The sequence below is a fragment of the Bacillus sp. AFS088145 genome, assembly GCF_002564465.1.
Lineage (GTDB): Bacteria > Bacillota > Bacilli > Bacillales > Bacillaceae_G > Gottfriedia.
In genome coordinates, this window is record NZ_NUUX01000001.1 from 17,210 (window position 1) to 33,295 (window position 16,086).

Below are 16,086 nucleotides of genomic sequence, written 5' to 3' on the forward strand. Positions count from 1 at the left end.
AGTAATATTAATGTTTTTCTCTAAGTAAAAATTTTTATGATAAAAAAATAAATTAAATATTATTTAATCAAGAATTTAATAAAGTTTTACTTACGTTTACTACATTCTCAGTACTAAAGCCAAATAATTCCATTACTTCATTACCTGTTCCAGATGCTCCAAAAGTCTCAATTGAGATTTTTTTACCTTTGAAACCAATATAGCGTTCCCATCCAAGAGAAATCCCCATTTCAATTGAAACACGGTTTAATAAATGTGATGGTAAAACAGACTCTTTGTATTCATCTGCTTGCTGATCGAATAGCTCCCAACTTGGCATTGCTACTACACGAACTGATAAGTTTTCTTTTTCTAACTCATTTTTACTATTCACTGCAAGTGACACTTCTGAACCTGTAGCGATTAAAATTAAGTCTGGTTGATCGTTCGTTTCAGTTAAAACATATCCACCTTTTGAAAGATTATCTAATCTAGATGCTGTTTCTTCAAATACAGGTAAATTTTGACGACTTAATACTAGAGCGATTGGTCCATTTGTATTTTGTAACGCATATGCCCAAGCATTAGCTGTTTCATTTGCGTCTGACGGACGAATAACTGTTAAACCAGGGATTGCACGTAAAGCAGCTAAATGTTCAACTGGCTCATGTGTAGGGCCGTCTTCACCAACTGCAATTGAGTCATGAGTGAATACATATGTTACTGGTAATTTTTGTAATGCTGCTAAACGAATTGATGGACGTAAATAATCATTAAATACGAAGAATGTACTTACAAAAGGCTTAACTCCACCATGTAATGCCATACCATTTGCAGCAGCACCCATCGCATGCTCACGTACACCAAAATAAATATTGCGTCCAGCAAATGATTCGACAGCAAACTTACTTTCATCTTTAATATCTGTCATTGTTGAATGAGATAAATCTGCGCTTCCACCGAAAATTTCAGGAACAGTTTTAATGTAGTGATTAATTGCTTCTCCACTTGCAACACGTGTAGAGATTGTTTTATTCTCGTCAAAAGTTAATAAATCTTCTGTTTCGATTAAAACTTCACCTTTAATTGCTTTTTCAAGCTGAGCTGCTAATTCTGGGTAAGCTTCACGGTATGCATTAAATAATTGTTTCCACTCAGCTTCTTTTTCACTGCCTTTTTCTTGTATTTCTTTGAAATGTAATTTAACTTCTTCTGGTACAAAGAAATCTTCTTCGTAGTTCCAAGCATATGCTTTTTTCGTTTCTTTAGCTTCTTCAAGACCTAATGGATTACCATGGGCTTTATTTGTACCAGCCACTTTTGGACTTCCGTAACCAATAATTGTTCTAACTTCAATTATTGTCGGTTGGTCTGTGTTTTGTTTAGCTTGTTCGATCGCTTTAGAAATTTCTACATGATCGTTTCCATCTTCTACTCTTAAATATTGCCAGTTAAATGATTCAGCTCTCTTTTTCATATCTTCTGAATAAGAAAGATTTAATGTACCATCTAATGAAATATCGTTAGAATCGTATAATACAACTAACTTTCCAAGTTTCATATGGCCAGCAAGTGACATTGCTTCGTATGCAACACCTTCCATTAAATCACCATCACCAACTAATGCATAAGTAAAGTGATCAATAATAGAAAGGTTATCTTTGTTAAATTTACCTGCTAAATGAGCTTCAGCCATTGCCATACCAACAGCAGTAGCAATACCTTGTCCTAATGGGCCAGTCGTAGCTTCAACACCATCTGTGTGTCCAAATTCTGGATGTCCAGGTGTTTTACTATTTAGTTTACGGAAATTTTTAAGGTCTTGGATTGAAACATCGTAACCTGCAAGATGTAGTAAACTATATAACATACTTGAACCATGACCAGCAGATAATACAAAACGGTCACGGTCAAACCATTTTGAACTTTTTGGATTATGCTTTAAATGATCTGCCCATAATGCATATGCCATTGGCGCTGCACCCATTGGTAAACCAGGATGACCAGAATTAGCTTGGTTAATCGCATCAATTGAAAGTGTACGGATTGTATTAATTGATAATGTAGAAATCGAACTCATAATTTAAATACTCCTTTTTAGATCTGTTTTGTTGTTTTCATTTTCTTGTACAAAATCTGTATCTAACCACCATTTGAAACCATCTTCTGCTAATAATTCATCAGCAGCTTCTGGACCAAATGAACCGGATTTATAAGTATGAAGTGGTACTAAATTTTCTTCAAATGCTTCTAAAATTGGTTGAACCCATTGCCATGATAATTCTACTTCATTCCAATGAGCAAAAAATTTCGAATCGCCTCGTAACGCATCGTAAACTAATAACTCATACGCTTCTGGACGATCTTCTTTATTTGCAAAATACTCAGCTTGTACGGGTTCAATATTGCCCTCTACGTTTTTGCTATTTAAATAGAAAGAAACTCTTTCATTTGGATTAATTTCAATAACTAATAAATTTGGTCCATTATTAGTTCTGTTCTTTTTAGCAAGGTTTTGAATCGGGCTTTTAAATTCAAATACGATTCGAGTAGATTTTTCTTTCATTCTTTTACCTGTACGGATATAGAATGGGATTCCCTTCCAAAAATCGTTTTCGATTAATACTCTTGCTGCTACATAAGTATCATTTTGTGATGAAAACTCAATTCCTGGTTCTTGTCTATATGCAACTACTTTCTTACCATTTTGTTCACCAGAACCATATTGACCTCGAACGACATGAGAAACTACTTCTTCTTTTGATAGAGGTCGAAGAGATTCAAGAACCTTTTTCTTCTCAGCTCTAACATCACTTGCAGTATTTTGGTTAGTTAAATGCATAGCAGACATCATTAACATTTGTAACATATGATTTTGGAACATATCTCGAATTGCTCCAGATTTATCATAATAACCCGCTCGTTCTTCAACTCCGACTGTTTCACTTGCCGTAATTTGAACATTTGCGATATATTGATTGTTCCATAACGCTTGTAAAACTGGATTAGCAAACTCTAAAGCTTCTAAGTTTTGAACCATTGGTTTGCCTAAGTAATGATCAATTCGGAAAATCTCATCTTCTTTAAAAGACTTACTTAATTTTTCATTTAAATCTCTAGCAGTCTTTAAGTCACGTCCAAAAGGTTTTTCAATGATTAGACGCTTCCAACCTTTTGTCGTACCTAGTCCACTTTCCTTAATATTTGATGCAATAACTTCAAAAAATTCTGGTGCTACCGATAAATAAAATAATCTGTTTTCAGGAATCAGTAATTCCTGTTCTCTTTCTTTAACTAATTCTAATAAATCAACGAATCCTTCTTTATTCGTAATATCTAGCTGTTGATAACGAATTGAATCTAGAAATTCTTTGACCATTTTTTGATCTTCTAAAGAACGTCTTGAAAAAGTATTTAGTGATTGCATTACTTGATTCTGAAATTCGTCATTTGAAAAATCTTTCCTACCAATTCCAATGATTGAAAAAGACTCAGGCATCTTTTGGTCAATATATAAATTATATAAAGCAGGAAAAATTTTTCGTTTTGCTAAATCGCCAGTGGCTCCGAACAATACAAATGACATAGAATCCATTAACTTAACCTCCTCTTAGTCGAACTTTTAAATAGTTGTTAATAAAAAATATATTTTCAAACGATCCTTAATTTTATTTAGAGCTATTTTTAGTTCAAATAATTCATTCCAACATCTATTCGGAAAATATTTTTTACCCAAACCTATAATACATGAAAAAAATTTTTCTTTCCAATAAAATGCTTATGTTTCTATTTATTGGATTTTTTTAATTTATTTGCGAGACTTCAGGCGAAGACAGAGGAGTAGTTGCACTTATACTTAATTCCAAAAATTGGTAACTAGTCGTTTTTTCCTCTCTGCTACCAATTTACTTTCAAGTGAAAAAAAGCCTTAATTAACTTTTTAAGTTAATTAAGGCTTTAGAATGAAATATTATGTGAAAATCAATCTTAGGCTAGTTAAAACTAAACCAATAATAAATCCACAAACAGCTCCATTTACACGAATCCAAGTAATATCCTTACCAATTTTATTTTCCAATAAATCAGTTATTTCTTCAGTAGATAATTTTTCAATATTGAATCTAACTAAATCACTAATTTTGTGATGATATTTTTCAACTGTATTATTTAATAGTTTCTTAAAACTTTGCTCAACATTATCAATCCAATTCGAATATTTAATAAAGCTGATCGTTTTTTCGATGGCATTTAAAATAAATTTTTCATCTTCAATTTTATTTCTAAACATTTTAATTGCTTGATCTACAATATATTCATAGCCTTTATTTTTCCATTCATCTAATTGGCGAATAATGTTTTCATTCGATTTATTTTTTTCAGCTTCCAATCGAATAAACGATAAAATGAAATTCCGTCTGTCACTATTAGGGTGTTTTAATTCGGTTAGTAAATCGATTAATCCGCTATGTATAAATTCTGTTATTTTCTCTTCTCCAATCATTGGTAGAAAAGCTTTAATCATAAAAAACTTTCGCTCGATAAACTGTATAACTTCTTTGCCAATTAATTCCTTAATATGTGGTAGGCTAACTGTTTCTTCGATTTTATTAATTAAAAATTCATATGTCTTTGCATCCCATTCTTTTTCAATAACTGTATCGACAGCTTTACTTAATAAGTTCTGAGATGATATGGAATCAATTGTCGGTTTAAATGTATTTAATAAAAATTTTTTGATTGTATCATCCTGAATAGATGCACCAAACTGCTTGATTGAATGAACCATTTTATTTTTTGATTCATCATTTTCAAGCATCTTTTCAAACGCATTAATACCTTGATTAATCCAATCACGTTCTTCTACCTTTTCAATTAAACTTTCCTTACTTAGCCATTGATTATTAAGTGTGCTTAAAATCCCCTCGGTAATCTTTTTTCTATTTTTAGGCAATAAAGCTGTATGTGGGATCGGTATACCAAGAGGATGACGAAACATTGCAGTTACTGCAAACCAATCCGCAAGACCACCTACTAAAGCTGCCTCAAATCCACCAGAAAGGATTTGAAATAATTTAGATTGAAACGGCATTGTTGCAGCGAAACCACAAGTTGCCACTATAAGTGAAATATTGGCTAGCCGTTTTGAATTCTTTTCTTTCATTTACTAAAAGCCTCCTGTATCTATTTGAAAATAGTATATCATTCCTTTAATCTATTTTCTAAAATCAATTTTAAATATCAGGTCAAAACAGTCTTTTTTAATAATTTTTATTTACCTTTGGAATTCAATTAAATTATAAAACAAATACCCTTCTTCTTAAGAGAGAAGGGTATTTTTATTTCGAATATGATTTTAAGATGAACTAGTTGGTTGAAAATGAACCTACAATTCCACGGTAACAACTACAAAAAAATCTTTTATTAAAAAATATGTTATTGAACTTGCAGGTCAAAGAAATGTGAAATAACATTTTTATCTTCATTTAATATCATTAGTTCGTAGTTTTCAATTCGTTTACTCTCTTTTTCATCAACCGCTGATAAGTTCGATATCGTTTCTATCGATTGATTAAAGACATACTCTGATTTATTTTTCGTTACTTTAATCTCTATTGGTTCTGCAGCTCGGTCAAATACGTTATTAAGTGTATCTGTTTCGATAATTGGAGCAAAGGTAAAGTAAAATGGTTTTTTCGTATGTATCATTTTCTCTCTTAGTTTTTCATTAATAGAAACATTTAATGAAAATGTTAAGATATTTCCATTCTTTTCAAGTTTGTATTCATTTGTTTTGAAGTTATCGCTATTTACATCTTTTACATATTCATATATAGAGTTATATGTATTTGAATTTGTTTTAGAGCCTATCGCTTCTGATTTTGTGTTGCTATTTGTGACATTACTTTCACAACTACACATCGTTAGCAAACTTAAACATAGAGAACATGCAACTATTATTTTAGATATTTTCATATTTTATTCTCCCGTATTCTATAAAGAACGGAGTAACAGACTCCGTTCTTTATGCTTTATTTTACCGTTTCGAAGTCTACATCAACAGGATTTAATTAGAAACCTTTACCAGTGCTTACGATAGCTGAACCGGATTTTCTTCATCAAATAAAACCCCCAACCGGCACCAAGCCACAAGTCCTTTTGCCAGTTAGTTGAATAAATAATCAACAATTTACTTTAACAGAGCCAAAATATTAAAAAATTTTGGCCTTGTGTGATTTTTTTCATATTAGTAAAGTTTTTTTAACTAACTAACAAAAAAGAGACTGTTTTCACAGCCTCAATGTATTACGTATCTATCTGTTAACCTAATTTTGAAGCAGTTGAGTTCACACTAATTTAATTAAAAATTCAATTGAAAATGATGACAAGTAATATTTAAACTATTTTTAAGATAAAACCTATGAGCATCGTAACGTTGTACCCCTGAATCTAGATGGAATTGTTCACAATTATTTTGTTTTGCTTCATTAATTAACCAGTTCCACAAAAGTTGTGCATAGCCCTTTTTACGATGATTTTCACTTGTAATTAAGTCATCAACATAAAAGTATTTCCCCCAAGCTAATGATTCTGTTATACGATAACCAGCAACAGCTGTTACTTCATCATTTTCGATCACTGCCACAAGATGATAATTATTTGTGTTGATTAATCTGTTAATCGTGTTAACAAATTCATCTTCTTTTAAATGTGGACGTAATTGACTGACTGTTTGAAACGTTTTCAAAATATCCGAACTACTCTTCATTATTTTTACTTCTGCCATCTTTTATCTCTCCATTCACAAAAAACGTTCTACTATAAAAATACCACAATTTTCTATCTTTTTTTATGAATTGGTGTTTTTTAATTTTTGGTATATGGCTCGAAACCTTTTTGACTAATAAAAAGCTGATCCTCTGAAAAATACTTTTTAAAGCGCTGATAAACTACTAGATAAGCTTCTGGACCGTACCATTCTTGTAAATTAAGCTCAGTATATTTTTCTTCAATACCAAGGCGACCTGTTCGTTTCCCTCCGCTTCCGTCACCCATGAAAAAATCATCGATACAGATTCTATGAACAATTTCTGATAACTTTTTTGGAAAATCCTCGCTACTAGGCAGAATAGGAGTGATTGTAGCTTGGGTTGGAATTCCAGCTTTTACAAGTTCTTCGATCGTTTTAAGTCGTGCATTAATAGGAGGTGCAATTGGTGAGAAAGACTTTCTTATTTCATCCAAGTCAGTTTCAATCGTCATACTTACTCGTACTTTCTCCTTAAAAAGCTTTAAGAGATCAATATCTCTTTTTACAAGGGGACTCCGAGTTTGAACGAATAAAAAATCTGGTTGATTTTGCAGCATGACTTCTAATAGACTTCTAGTCAATCTTTCTTTAAATTCAATCGGTTGATATGGATCTGTGCTAGAAGACATAAAAATAGTTACTTTATCTTTGCTTTTAGCCTTTTTCAATTCTTTGTCTAAAATAGTAGGGGCACTCTGCTTAATATCAACCCAACTACCCCATTCTTTTTTTCGGAAAAGTGAAACAGGCATTTGTCTTACATAGCAATTATCACATTACTTTTCAAATTTATAATAGGGAATTCGCAACCTTTCATTTCAATTTCCTATGAGAATATAAGGTTATTACTTATTTATTTCCTTTCATAGAAATCAAATTTAATTTAAAAACAAGTAAAACACAAGATAGGTTCACACAACAAATATTACAAATTTTTCTTTAATTTATCTTCTTAATAATTTTTTTCCTCATTATTTACGCTACCTTAAATAAATATAAACAGTCAAAATCAAGATAACTTACTCGAATAGCTACTTTATAGAGTTTAAATAATATTTGAAATACAATAATAGTTAATAAAGTTATTTTTATTTGTTTTTTGAACAAATGAATTTTCACATAGGAACAAAATTTTTCAAAGTTCAATAAACGAGATGGTCAACTTTCCTACCATAAAGTGTAAGATGTGCACTGATACAGATATATTATCGGTAGAACCCAATAAAGCGAATTTGCATATGAGTAAGATGGGTTGCTTCTGAAACTTTAAAAAATGGCAGTTTAGTTTAAGGCTCTGTTAAGTTAAAATGTTGATTGTTCAAATGAAAAAAGGCTATCAAATTAGACAAACTTTAGGCACTCATATAAAAAATACAATGCTTTAGTTGTACAACGAAATTTATAAAACATGTAGATTTTCGATTGTAAAATACATTATATTATTTTTTTTGTAATCCCAATATTGCTTCACAGAGATAATTAAAAAGCTTTGTTTAAAATCAATCCAAAGTTCAAATTCCAAAACATATCCCGAACCATCATCGTATTTATAAAAATTCACCTCCTGATAAGTAATATTAGGTGAAATAGTATCTTCCTTTTTTATTTACTACTGAACAGTATCTTTGTACTGTGCAGCAACTAGATCTGTTGTTTTTCATTTTTCTTGTTAAACATAAGCCCCCTTTAACTTAACAACGAGAATATTATTCACTATGAATTACTAAGAGGAAATAACCAAAAGGTAAATACACTTCGTTTTGAATAATTTTTGAACTAACTTTTCCACGTCTATTTCTCCAAATACTTTCACCGTTCCAACACCTTCAAACGTGTGTTCCTCTGAATCTTCTTTTCCGTTCGTATATCCCTCAATGATAGTCTTCTCCATGTTGTCTCCTCCTTGGTACAATTTATGAGGACATTTGATTCTCCTATTTAGAGTAACAACATTGAAAAGAAAGTGTGAGTTTTTAATGGAATAAATTGGTTTGTTCAACTATCATTGAATCAAGAAAACAAAAAGAAATGGGGAGTAATATGGGGAAAATCAATATCAATCCATTTGAAGGAATAACAGAAGTTGATCTCAATAAGTGTACAAAAGAGAGTCCCTTGAAAGACTTTGAACTTCCAAAAGGAATGTTTGAAAAAGAAGACGATCATTTAATGAACTTAGATAATTGGGACACACAACATTGGGAAACAGTCTTGGAAAATAGGTTGCTCTCGGTGGATCGCAATTTTGGTTACACAATGTTTTACTATTACAAAGGCATTCCAGATGTTGAATGGTATATGTCCCCTGGGAAAAACGGAAAGTCCGTCCAATATTACCCTCACTTTGAAGAAATACATTACAGTACCTTTTACAACTTCACTTACTTTGTGGACACGTTCTTTCTAAAGGCTTACACCTTGTATGAAACGATTGGACATTTGTTGTTCAAACTTTACGACTTTGAAATCAATGAGGTCGATCCAAGAGACCAAGTGAGTTTCAACAGTGCAATCTTTAAACTAAAAAACGTGAACCGTGCATTGTACAAAGACCTAAACAAAGTTAAATACTCTAATGACTTCCAAATTGGTGTGAAAATGAGGAATGACATTGCACACAATCACCCTCCATACCACATAGATTCAGGAATAAGAAAATCACATGGAGTAACTACTTTTGGTGTGGGGAAATACACAACTTCAAGTGAAATTAAAGCAGCAATGATTGGATTGCTTAGAAGTATCAAGGCAACATTTGAAGTGCTTGAAAAACACTTACCTATAAAAGAAGTAACCAAATAAAAAAAAGAGGAGCCAATTAAGGTTCCTCTTTGAATTTTATAACGATTTCTTTTCAGGATTTTCATAATACCCAACAGTCAATTCTTCCTTCATTATCTCCAACAATTCTTTTCGCAATTCTTCAAGCCTTTCTCTATGAAGCTCTATTTTCTCTCTAATTTCTTTTTTCTCTCCTATTTCAACTTCTTCTCTGTACCAGTCATGTTCTAATAATAACTGCCTTTGTTCTCCAACTATTTTTTCACAAAGTTCCGCCACTGTTTCCGATTGATACAATAATGTTTCACTAAACAGTTGGTAAGCATCTAATCTTAAAGTATCTGCTTCAAAAAACTTTTTATGTTGTATCACAGTATGTAATTCCTTTTGCATTACCTGAAGAAAACGAATTGTTGTTAACACTTTCCATTTTTATATATAACGTAGTTGCGTAGTAATGGTCTAATGTCAATTATTGAATTAGATATCTTTTATGCTGCTCTCGCTTTCGCTCATGAGTAATCTTTACATACCATAGTGTCGCATCAGGTGAACTATGACCTAAGAGCTCTTGAATCGCAACCAATTCAGCACCATTATTTAAGGTTAAAGTAGCAAAAGTGTGTCTTAAAACATGGGGACTTACTTTGTCTTGTAAACCTGCTTTTTGAGCGATTATACCTATTTCTCTTTGTATTCCTCGTTTTGATAACCTTCTGTAAGGTTTTCTCTCCGTAATCATCAAAGCATCACAGTTGTCATTTCTTCCTTTTAAATATTTATCTAAATGATACATTGCTCTAATCGAAAAATAGACTTCCCTTTGTTTATCACCTTTACCAATAACTAATGTGCTCATATTTTGTAGATTAATATCAGCTGTATCTAATCCATGAACTTCAGACAATCTACAACCCGTCGCATATAATATTTCTAGAAAAGCACGCTGCCTGACTGTATCGCAGGATTCCCTTAGCATTTCTAGTTCTTGAATTGATAATGATTTAGGAAGTCGGTATTCCTCTTTTGGAGCTTTTAATTTGGTCGTTGGATCACGTTTGATATATTCTTCTGAAGCTAACCAACTAAAAAAACTCTTTAAAACAGATAATTTCTTTCTAATTGTGCTCGTTTTCAAGGTCCCATCTTGATTTAAATATATTCGAACATCTGCTGTAGTTATGTCCTCTGCCTTCTTTTTTACGATATCAGCAAACATACTTAATTCCATGAGGTAGTTGTCTAGAGTAATAGAACTTAAACCTTCTAGTTTTTTTGCCGAGATGAACAATTGTATTTTATCCTCAAGGTCAGGATGTACCTCACCTAACTCAACTCTTTGAAAATAATACTCTGATAGAACAGTAGATAATTTATTCTTTGTAGTTTCCACTTCAATATTAGGATACAAATCTTTAAAGTAGCAACTAAATCTGATAATATTTGCTCACCTAGATTCATAATAATCAACTCTCCTTAGTTCTTATTAGTAACTAAGGATTACCTATACAAACAGCAAAAATACCAACTGAGTGAGTATGGACCTTTTTTTGTCTTTAATTTTATCCTTTGAATAAGAAAGAGACGATTACTTTCGGGCTAATCGTCTCATAATGCTTGTGTATAGCTAGTATTTTGGTACTGTTCAGCAATGACCTTGTTTTAGAATTACTTCTAGATTAAAGCCTTAATAATTTCGTTGTCCATATTAAACATAAAACAATCGTTATTGCACTTCTGTCGTTCCAATGTATATGTTCTCTTTATCAAAAATGAGGTCGATTGGCTGATTATATAGTTTGTTAACTGTATTAATGTTTTCAACGAAAGGTCGGATGTAATCGTTCTGCATTTCTATAAATTGTTTAAAATTTTTCATAGTCTGCTCTGTTCTCTCTGAACGTTTCATTTCCAGTTTGTTGCTGATCAACACAGTGGTCATACCAAAAATTTTTTTAATGTCTCCGTCCTTTGCTAAATTATCTCCTATTCCTCTGCTAACGCTTATCGATCCCTTATGCATTTTGGACTGTAATGAGGACTGAGCATATTTTTTTATTTGGTCATAGCACTCAGTGGAGAGTTCACTATACTTAAGTGAATAATCTTCTATTTTTTTAGAAATACCATCAAGATATTCAGGCTTAAAGTTTTCTAAAAGAATTACTTCAAGGAACGAAGAAAAGGAATACAAATATAAAGCAAGTTGGTAGTCTTTAAACTCAGAGTAAAATTCTTCAAGTTGCTTTTTTACCCATTGATCCCAATAAAAAAAAGACTTTTTATTTATTTTAGTTGTTATCCGCTCTCTATATAACTCAATTTTTCTTTCTGCCCCCTGCCTGATACCCAGGACACTATTATAATTGCTATCTATATATTTATCGTTGTTCCAATTGTATTTATAATTACTAAGAACATCCGTCAAAAAATTGAGATCACCTCTAAGATCGGACCTCTCTTTTTGTACAAGAAAATCAAGGGTTTCTCGCTGCATTTCTTGGATGTTGTCGAGTTTTTTGTCAATGGTGGCTAGAGTCGTAGCCATAAACAGCATTGTTGGATTAAAGACAAGAGGATTCAACACAGCCTGTCCGCCACCTACTGCACCGTTTTCCTTCAAAACACTTCCTAAGTATCCAGAACCATTTTTGAATTCTGCTAGGTGAGCACCTTTTGGTATCGTTACTTGATATAATCCGCTTGTAGTTCCACCACCATTTATGACATTTCGAAAAGCCGCTGTCAAAGGTTCAAAGGCTGTACCGAGTGTTGTAACTCGCGATAGAGGCAGCTTTGTGTATTTAGCTACACAGATCTGTTCTTCTATAATGGCAGGGTAACATTCAACATCTGTCATTGCTTTTACAATTTCTCTTTTCCTCTCAGCGATTTCGTTAGTTATTTCAAATTCATCTGACATAACTTAACCTCATTCCTTTTTCTTAATGTTCTGCAATTTATAGTATACCTTATGACTATCAAGTTCGCTCCATCAACAAGGAGTAAGCTCTGTTTCTCCATTATATAAACCTATGTTAAGAATCGCCTCCACCGACTAATATAATCTTTTACAGATTTTTCTACCAAATGGGATAATTCATTCTTAGAAAATCACCAAATTCCCTATATCCCTCCCTCACTATTATTTTCTAATGTATCAATTCCCTATCATCTGCTTCTCTTCCCTTTCAAAGTGGAGCAGAAAAATCATCTATTAAGAACTTTGATGCGTAGTAATGGTCTACTATGAATCTACGACTTGCTTATAAACATTACTGCCAAATACTTAAATTAAAAAAGCAGCAATGAACTGATCAAACGGGCTTTTAATTAAGATTTTCTTCAATAATATTTTTAAGAAAGGATTATTGGAGAGAATTTTCTAATGTTATTATCCGCTGCTTGGCAAAATTACTATAATGATAAGTTAATCGAAGGATAATGCCGAATTAAGTGTTTATTGTGGTAATGAGAATACCCACACAAAATTTTTTGTTACAAATCTATTAAAAGTGTTTTTTAAACTTCTGAACATTTGTCTAAATTTAACAATATTTTATCCATATGTTTATTTAATCATCATTGAAAGAAAGGCAATTTGATTGATTTAACCTTACAAATTGTAAGGTTTTTCTATTTACAACTATTTTTTTGAAAAAGGTATATAGAATGACATTGCCGTCTAGACTGTTCTTAAAAAGTTTAGGGGCGTTAATATGATACTAAAGAACATTTTACAAGTTGGTACAAACAACGATAAAATCAACAGCTTTATGGCAGGAGGATTAATTGGAGATTCAAATTTAAACCGAGCAAAACCTACACATAGTGCAAGATATTATGTAAAACATACTGCGTCCGATAAAGCATACATATTGGAAAAACTTGATTTTATTAAAAATTATCCTGATTTAATTCCTCTTCAAAATAAAGATAATATCGTTAATGAAAGAGATTGTCATCATTCTAAGAAAAAAAAAACTTATAAAGCAGTTGAAATTCAGTCATTACGAAGTAAGTATCTTACGGTTCTTCATGATTCATGGTATGTAACAGTAAAAAACATTTCACGTGTAAGGTGGAAAAAAGTCATTCCTAGAGACTTCATTAAAGCATATTTTGATGAATTTTCACTGTCTATATTATTTTATGATGATGGACATTTGAAACTAGTTAATGGTTCGTTGAATATGGTTTTTTCATTGCAAAAGTTGTTTGTAGATGACGAAGCAGGCGTAATTTGGCTAGCTGAATTCTTAGAAGAAAAGTTTAATGTGAAAGTAACTGTAACAAAATATGGAGAATTATATATTTATCGTACTAGAGATGTCATTCATTTATGTAAAATTATACTTATGTATGAATTTAAAAGCATGAGTAGAAAATTAGCTGTACTGCAAGAATACCTTAAAGATAGTGAAAAGGAAGTAGCTTTGTTTCTAAAAGAAAAACAGACCTTTAGTTATCCAACTGTAACAAAAAGGGTTAAATTTTTCATTTCTCATTCAGAAAAACAATTTCTACAATCGTTTAATCCAATTTCTGTTGACGCTAAAATCCAATATGAATTACAAACAATCTTTTTAAATAGTGAATCGTATGACGCCTTTAACTTAATTCATATCCATTCGAATGTTCAAAATAATATTGATACGACCCCTTATCTGATAAATTTAAGTGAGTATACAAATAAAGGAATAGATTTATTATCACTACTAACGGGTGCTACTAAGTCTAATTGTTTATCTTATATTATTGGTAGATTAAAGGGAAAAGAAGAACCATTCTTAAATATTATTCAAACTGCTAAATATATAAATATTCCTCGAACTTCACTTAACTACCAAATTGCAAAAAATAATTTTCCATGTAAATTGCATACTTACGACATAAATAATAGTAAGGATAGTCAAAAGTTTTTTCATATTGATGATTTGAAAGCTGTAATATGTTGACTTTAAGATAAAGATGATTTATCTGTTTAAAGAAATTGGACCATTCTGTTTTATGGCTCTATATTTTGAATTTTAAGTTTTTAACTGTAAGATGTTGTTACTCTATTCGCTCCATTTTTTCTAAATCCGGCATCAACAACTATGACCATAAAAGTGGAGCAATTTTGCGGATCAAACAGAATGGCTTACGCGTTTCACAGACGGAACAATCTATGCGGAAAAACAAAAGTTACCCCTATTTTCCTTGAGTAATTGATCAAAATTAATTAGTACCATCAAATTGTTTTTAATGAACCATTAGAAACATTCGTTCTTATTTTCAGAATAAAAAACATACGTTCGGTTATTCTAAGAGTAAAGAAAGGGAGGCTAATTATAATGGAATTAAATGCAGAACAAATCGCTTTACAATTACTTGAACAGGGGATATTTCAGGAATACAAGGAAGCTGAAAAGCATTTAAAAATAATAAAGGAAGAATTCCGTAATCGATTAAATACTTACGAGGGGAGCAGATTTGAATTTATCAAACATAATTTGGTGGCGAAGTTTACTCGAAGAAAAAAATATCATTATACAGATCAAGTTGCTTTAAATGATTATTTGCATAACATAGGTATCCTTCCTGCTGTTATAAAGATCTCTCATAAATGTATTAAAGATAATCCGAATTTAGTAAAACAGCTAGAACCTTTCCGGCAAAAAGATACATTCTATGTAAGACCTACTTTGAAGCCTGAGGGAAGAATAGATATAATTGCACATAGTATTGCTCCCTTTGAAAATTTGGATATAGATAGTCTTGCTGTTTTGTTTAACAGGTTCTATGAAATCCACAAGAAAATGCAATATTTTTATGATATGGCCAAGCAAAGAATGTTACATTGTCCAATTCTTCAAAAAGAAAAAAAAATCAACTTTAAGTATGGGAGCCTTTCTCTCGTTAAATGCCAACCTGTATATGACTCCAATATGATATTTAATGATTTGGGTGCTGAATTATTAATAAATTATGGACAGGTTTCCCTTGAAAAGTTGCAAGAGTACATATTAAAGGGAATTTTGTCTGAACGAGATCTTGATCAATACAGGATTGTCATAGACATTCTTCTTTCATTTCACTTACTTCCTTTAGATGTTGAGCAACAAATCCTAGAAAGATTTCATAACAAGCGTATTATGACTTCTTTAAATTCCTATCTATCAAGTCGTAGAGTGGACTCTTAAAAAAGAACATATATTTTTTATAAGGGGCGGTTATTAATGGACGATAAGAACAAACATTTCGTGCAAAACTCTTACCAATCCGGTTATCAAAAAGGATTTAATGATGGTTACCACCAAGGTCAGGAGCTATTAAAACAACAAATTTTAGAGCGTATGAGGGATCAGAAATTAATCATTAAACAGCTATCATCAATTAAAACTCAGGAGAATTTTAGGTTTCGGCGAGAGTTTTGACAACGTAAAACGACTGATTTTAGTCTGAAAATTGTTACTTATATCTAAAAAAGCACTCGGGTTCAAATGATGGGGATAAAACTTAAAAAATATCAATAT

The 16,086-nt window shown here is 31.5% G+C and carries 14 protein-coding genes and 1 pseudogene; 4 read left to right on the forward strand and 11 right to left on the reverse strand.

Translation table 11 applies throughout. The annotated features are described in order from the left end of the window. Positions 1 to 67: 67 nt before the first annotated feature. From tkt to COI44_RS23965, 8 genes and pseudogenes are all read right to left on the reverse strand, one after another. Positions 68 to 2,062 carry a transketolase gene (gene tkt, locus COI44_RS00095; RefSeq protein ID WP_098426112.1) on the reverse strand — a complete coding sequence of 665 codons (1,995 nt, stop codon included), beginning with the start codon at positions 2,060 to 2,062 and terminating at the stop codon, positions 68 to 70. Further along, complete coding sequence (gene zwf, locus COI44_RS00100; RefSeq protein WP_098426113.1) at positions 2,063 to 3,574, reverse strand: glucose-6-phosphate dehydrogenase; 1,512 nt, start codon at positions 3,572 to 3,574, stop codon at positions 2,063 to 2,065. A gap of 375 nt (positions 3,575 to 3,949) precedes the next feature. Next, positions 3,950 to 5,140: a DUF445 domain-containing protein gene (locus COI44_RS00105; protein ID WP_098426114.1), complete on the reverse strand. Its 1,191-nt coding sequence runs from the start codon at positions 5,138 to 5,140 to the stop codon at positions 3,950 to 3,952. A 272-nt stretch (positions 5,141 to 5,412) separates the two neighbouring features. Then, positions 5,413 to 5,952, reverse strand: coding sequence for a hypothetical protein (locus tag COI44_RS00110; RefSeq protein ID WP_098426115.1), 540 nt, complete (start codon positions 5,950 to 5,952; stop codon positions 5,413 to 5,415). Positions 5,953 to 6,337: 385 nt separating this feature from the next. Next, complete coding sequence (locus COI44_RS00115) at positions 6,338 to 6,763, reverse strand: GNAT family N-acetyltransferase (protein ID WP_098426116.1); 426 nt, start codon at positions 6,761 to 6,763, stop codon at positions 6,338 to 6,340. A gap of 80 nt (positions 6,764 to 6,843) precedes the next feature. Further along, a pseudogene (locus COI44_RS00120) lies at positions 6,844 to 7,563 on the reverse strand (SPL family radical SAM protein); the annotation flags it as partial. Positions 7,564 to 8,186: 623 nt separating this feature from the next. Next, a complete protein-coding gene (locus COI44_RS24915) occupies positions 8,187 to 8,393 on the reverse strand; it encodes a DUF7668 domain-containing protein (RefSeq protein WP_483295447.1) in 207 nt (68 codons plus the stop codon). 117 nt (positions 8,394 to 8,510) lie between these two features. Beyond that, entirely contained in the window at positions 8,511 to 8,678 is a 168-nt protein-coding gene (locus COI44_RS23965) for a hypothetical protein (protein ID WP_179886946.1), read from the reverse strand. A 149-nt stretch (positions 8,679 to 8,827) separates the two neighbouring features. On the opposite strand from COI44_RS23965, the gene COI44_RS00125 reads away from it, so the two are divergent. Next, entirely contained in the window at positions 8,828 to 9,589 is a 762-nt protein-coding gene (locus COI44_RS00125) for a Cthe_2314 family HEPN domain-containing protein (protein WP_098426118.1), read from the forward strand. A 36-nt stretch (positions 9,590 to 9,625) separates the two neighbouring features. On the opposite strand, the gene COI44_RS00130 is transcribed toward COI44_RS00125, so the two are convergent. The 3 genes from COI44_RS00130 to COI44_RS00140 all read right to left on the reverse strand — a co-directional run bounded on the left by COI44_RS00130 (position 9,626) and on the right by COI44_RS00140 (position 12,491). Further along, positions 9,626 to 9,940: a hypothetical protein gene (locus tag COI44_RS00130; protein WP_098426119.1), complete on the reverse strand. Its 315-nt coding sequence runs from the start codon at positions 9,938 to 9,940 to the stop codon at positions 9,626 to 9,628. Between the two features lie 100 nt (positions 9,941 to 10,040). Then, a complete protein-coding gene (xerA, locus tag COI44_RS00135) occupies positions 10,041 to 10,859 on the reverse strand; it encodes a site-specific tyrosine recombinase/integron integrase (protein ID WP_286163675.1) in 819 nt (272 codons plus the stop codon). A gap of 435 nt (positions 10,860 to 11,294) precedes the next feature. Further along, on the reverse strand, positions 11,295 to 12,491 hold the full coding sequence (locus COI44_RS00140) for a hypothetical protein (RefSeq protein WP_098426120.1): 1,197 nt from the start codon (positions 12,489 to 12,491) through the stop codon (positions 11,295 to 11,297). 796 nt (positions 12,492 to 13,287) lie between these two features. On the opposite strand from COI44_RS00140, the gene COI44_RS00145 reads away from it, so the two are divergent. From COI44_RS00145 to COI44_RS00155, 3 genes are all read left to right on the forward strand, one after another. Further along, positions 13,288 to 14,526, forward strand: coding sequence for a hypothetical protein (locus COI44_RS00145; RefSeq protein ID WP_098426121.1), 1,239 nt, complete (start codon positions 13,288 to 13,290; stop codon positions 14,524 to 14,526). A 378-nt stretch (positions 14,527 to 14,904) separates the two neighbouring features. Continuing rightward, positions 14,905 to 15,753, forward strand: coding sequence for a hypothetical protein (locus COI44_RS00150; RefSeq protein WP_098426122.1), 849 nt, complete (start codon positions 14,905 to 14,907; stop codon positions 15,751 to 15,753). Between the two features lie 36 nt (positions 15,754 to 15,789). Then, positions 15,790 to 15,987, forward strand: coding sequence for a FliH/SctL family protein (locus tag COI44_RS00155; protein WP_098426123.1), 198 nt, complete (start codon positions 15,790 to 15,792; stop codon positions 15,985 to 15,987). Positions 15,988 to 16,086 lie beyond the last annotated feature (99 nt).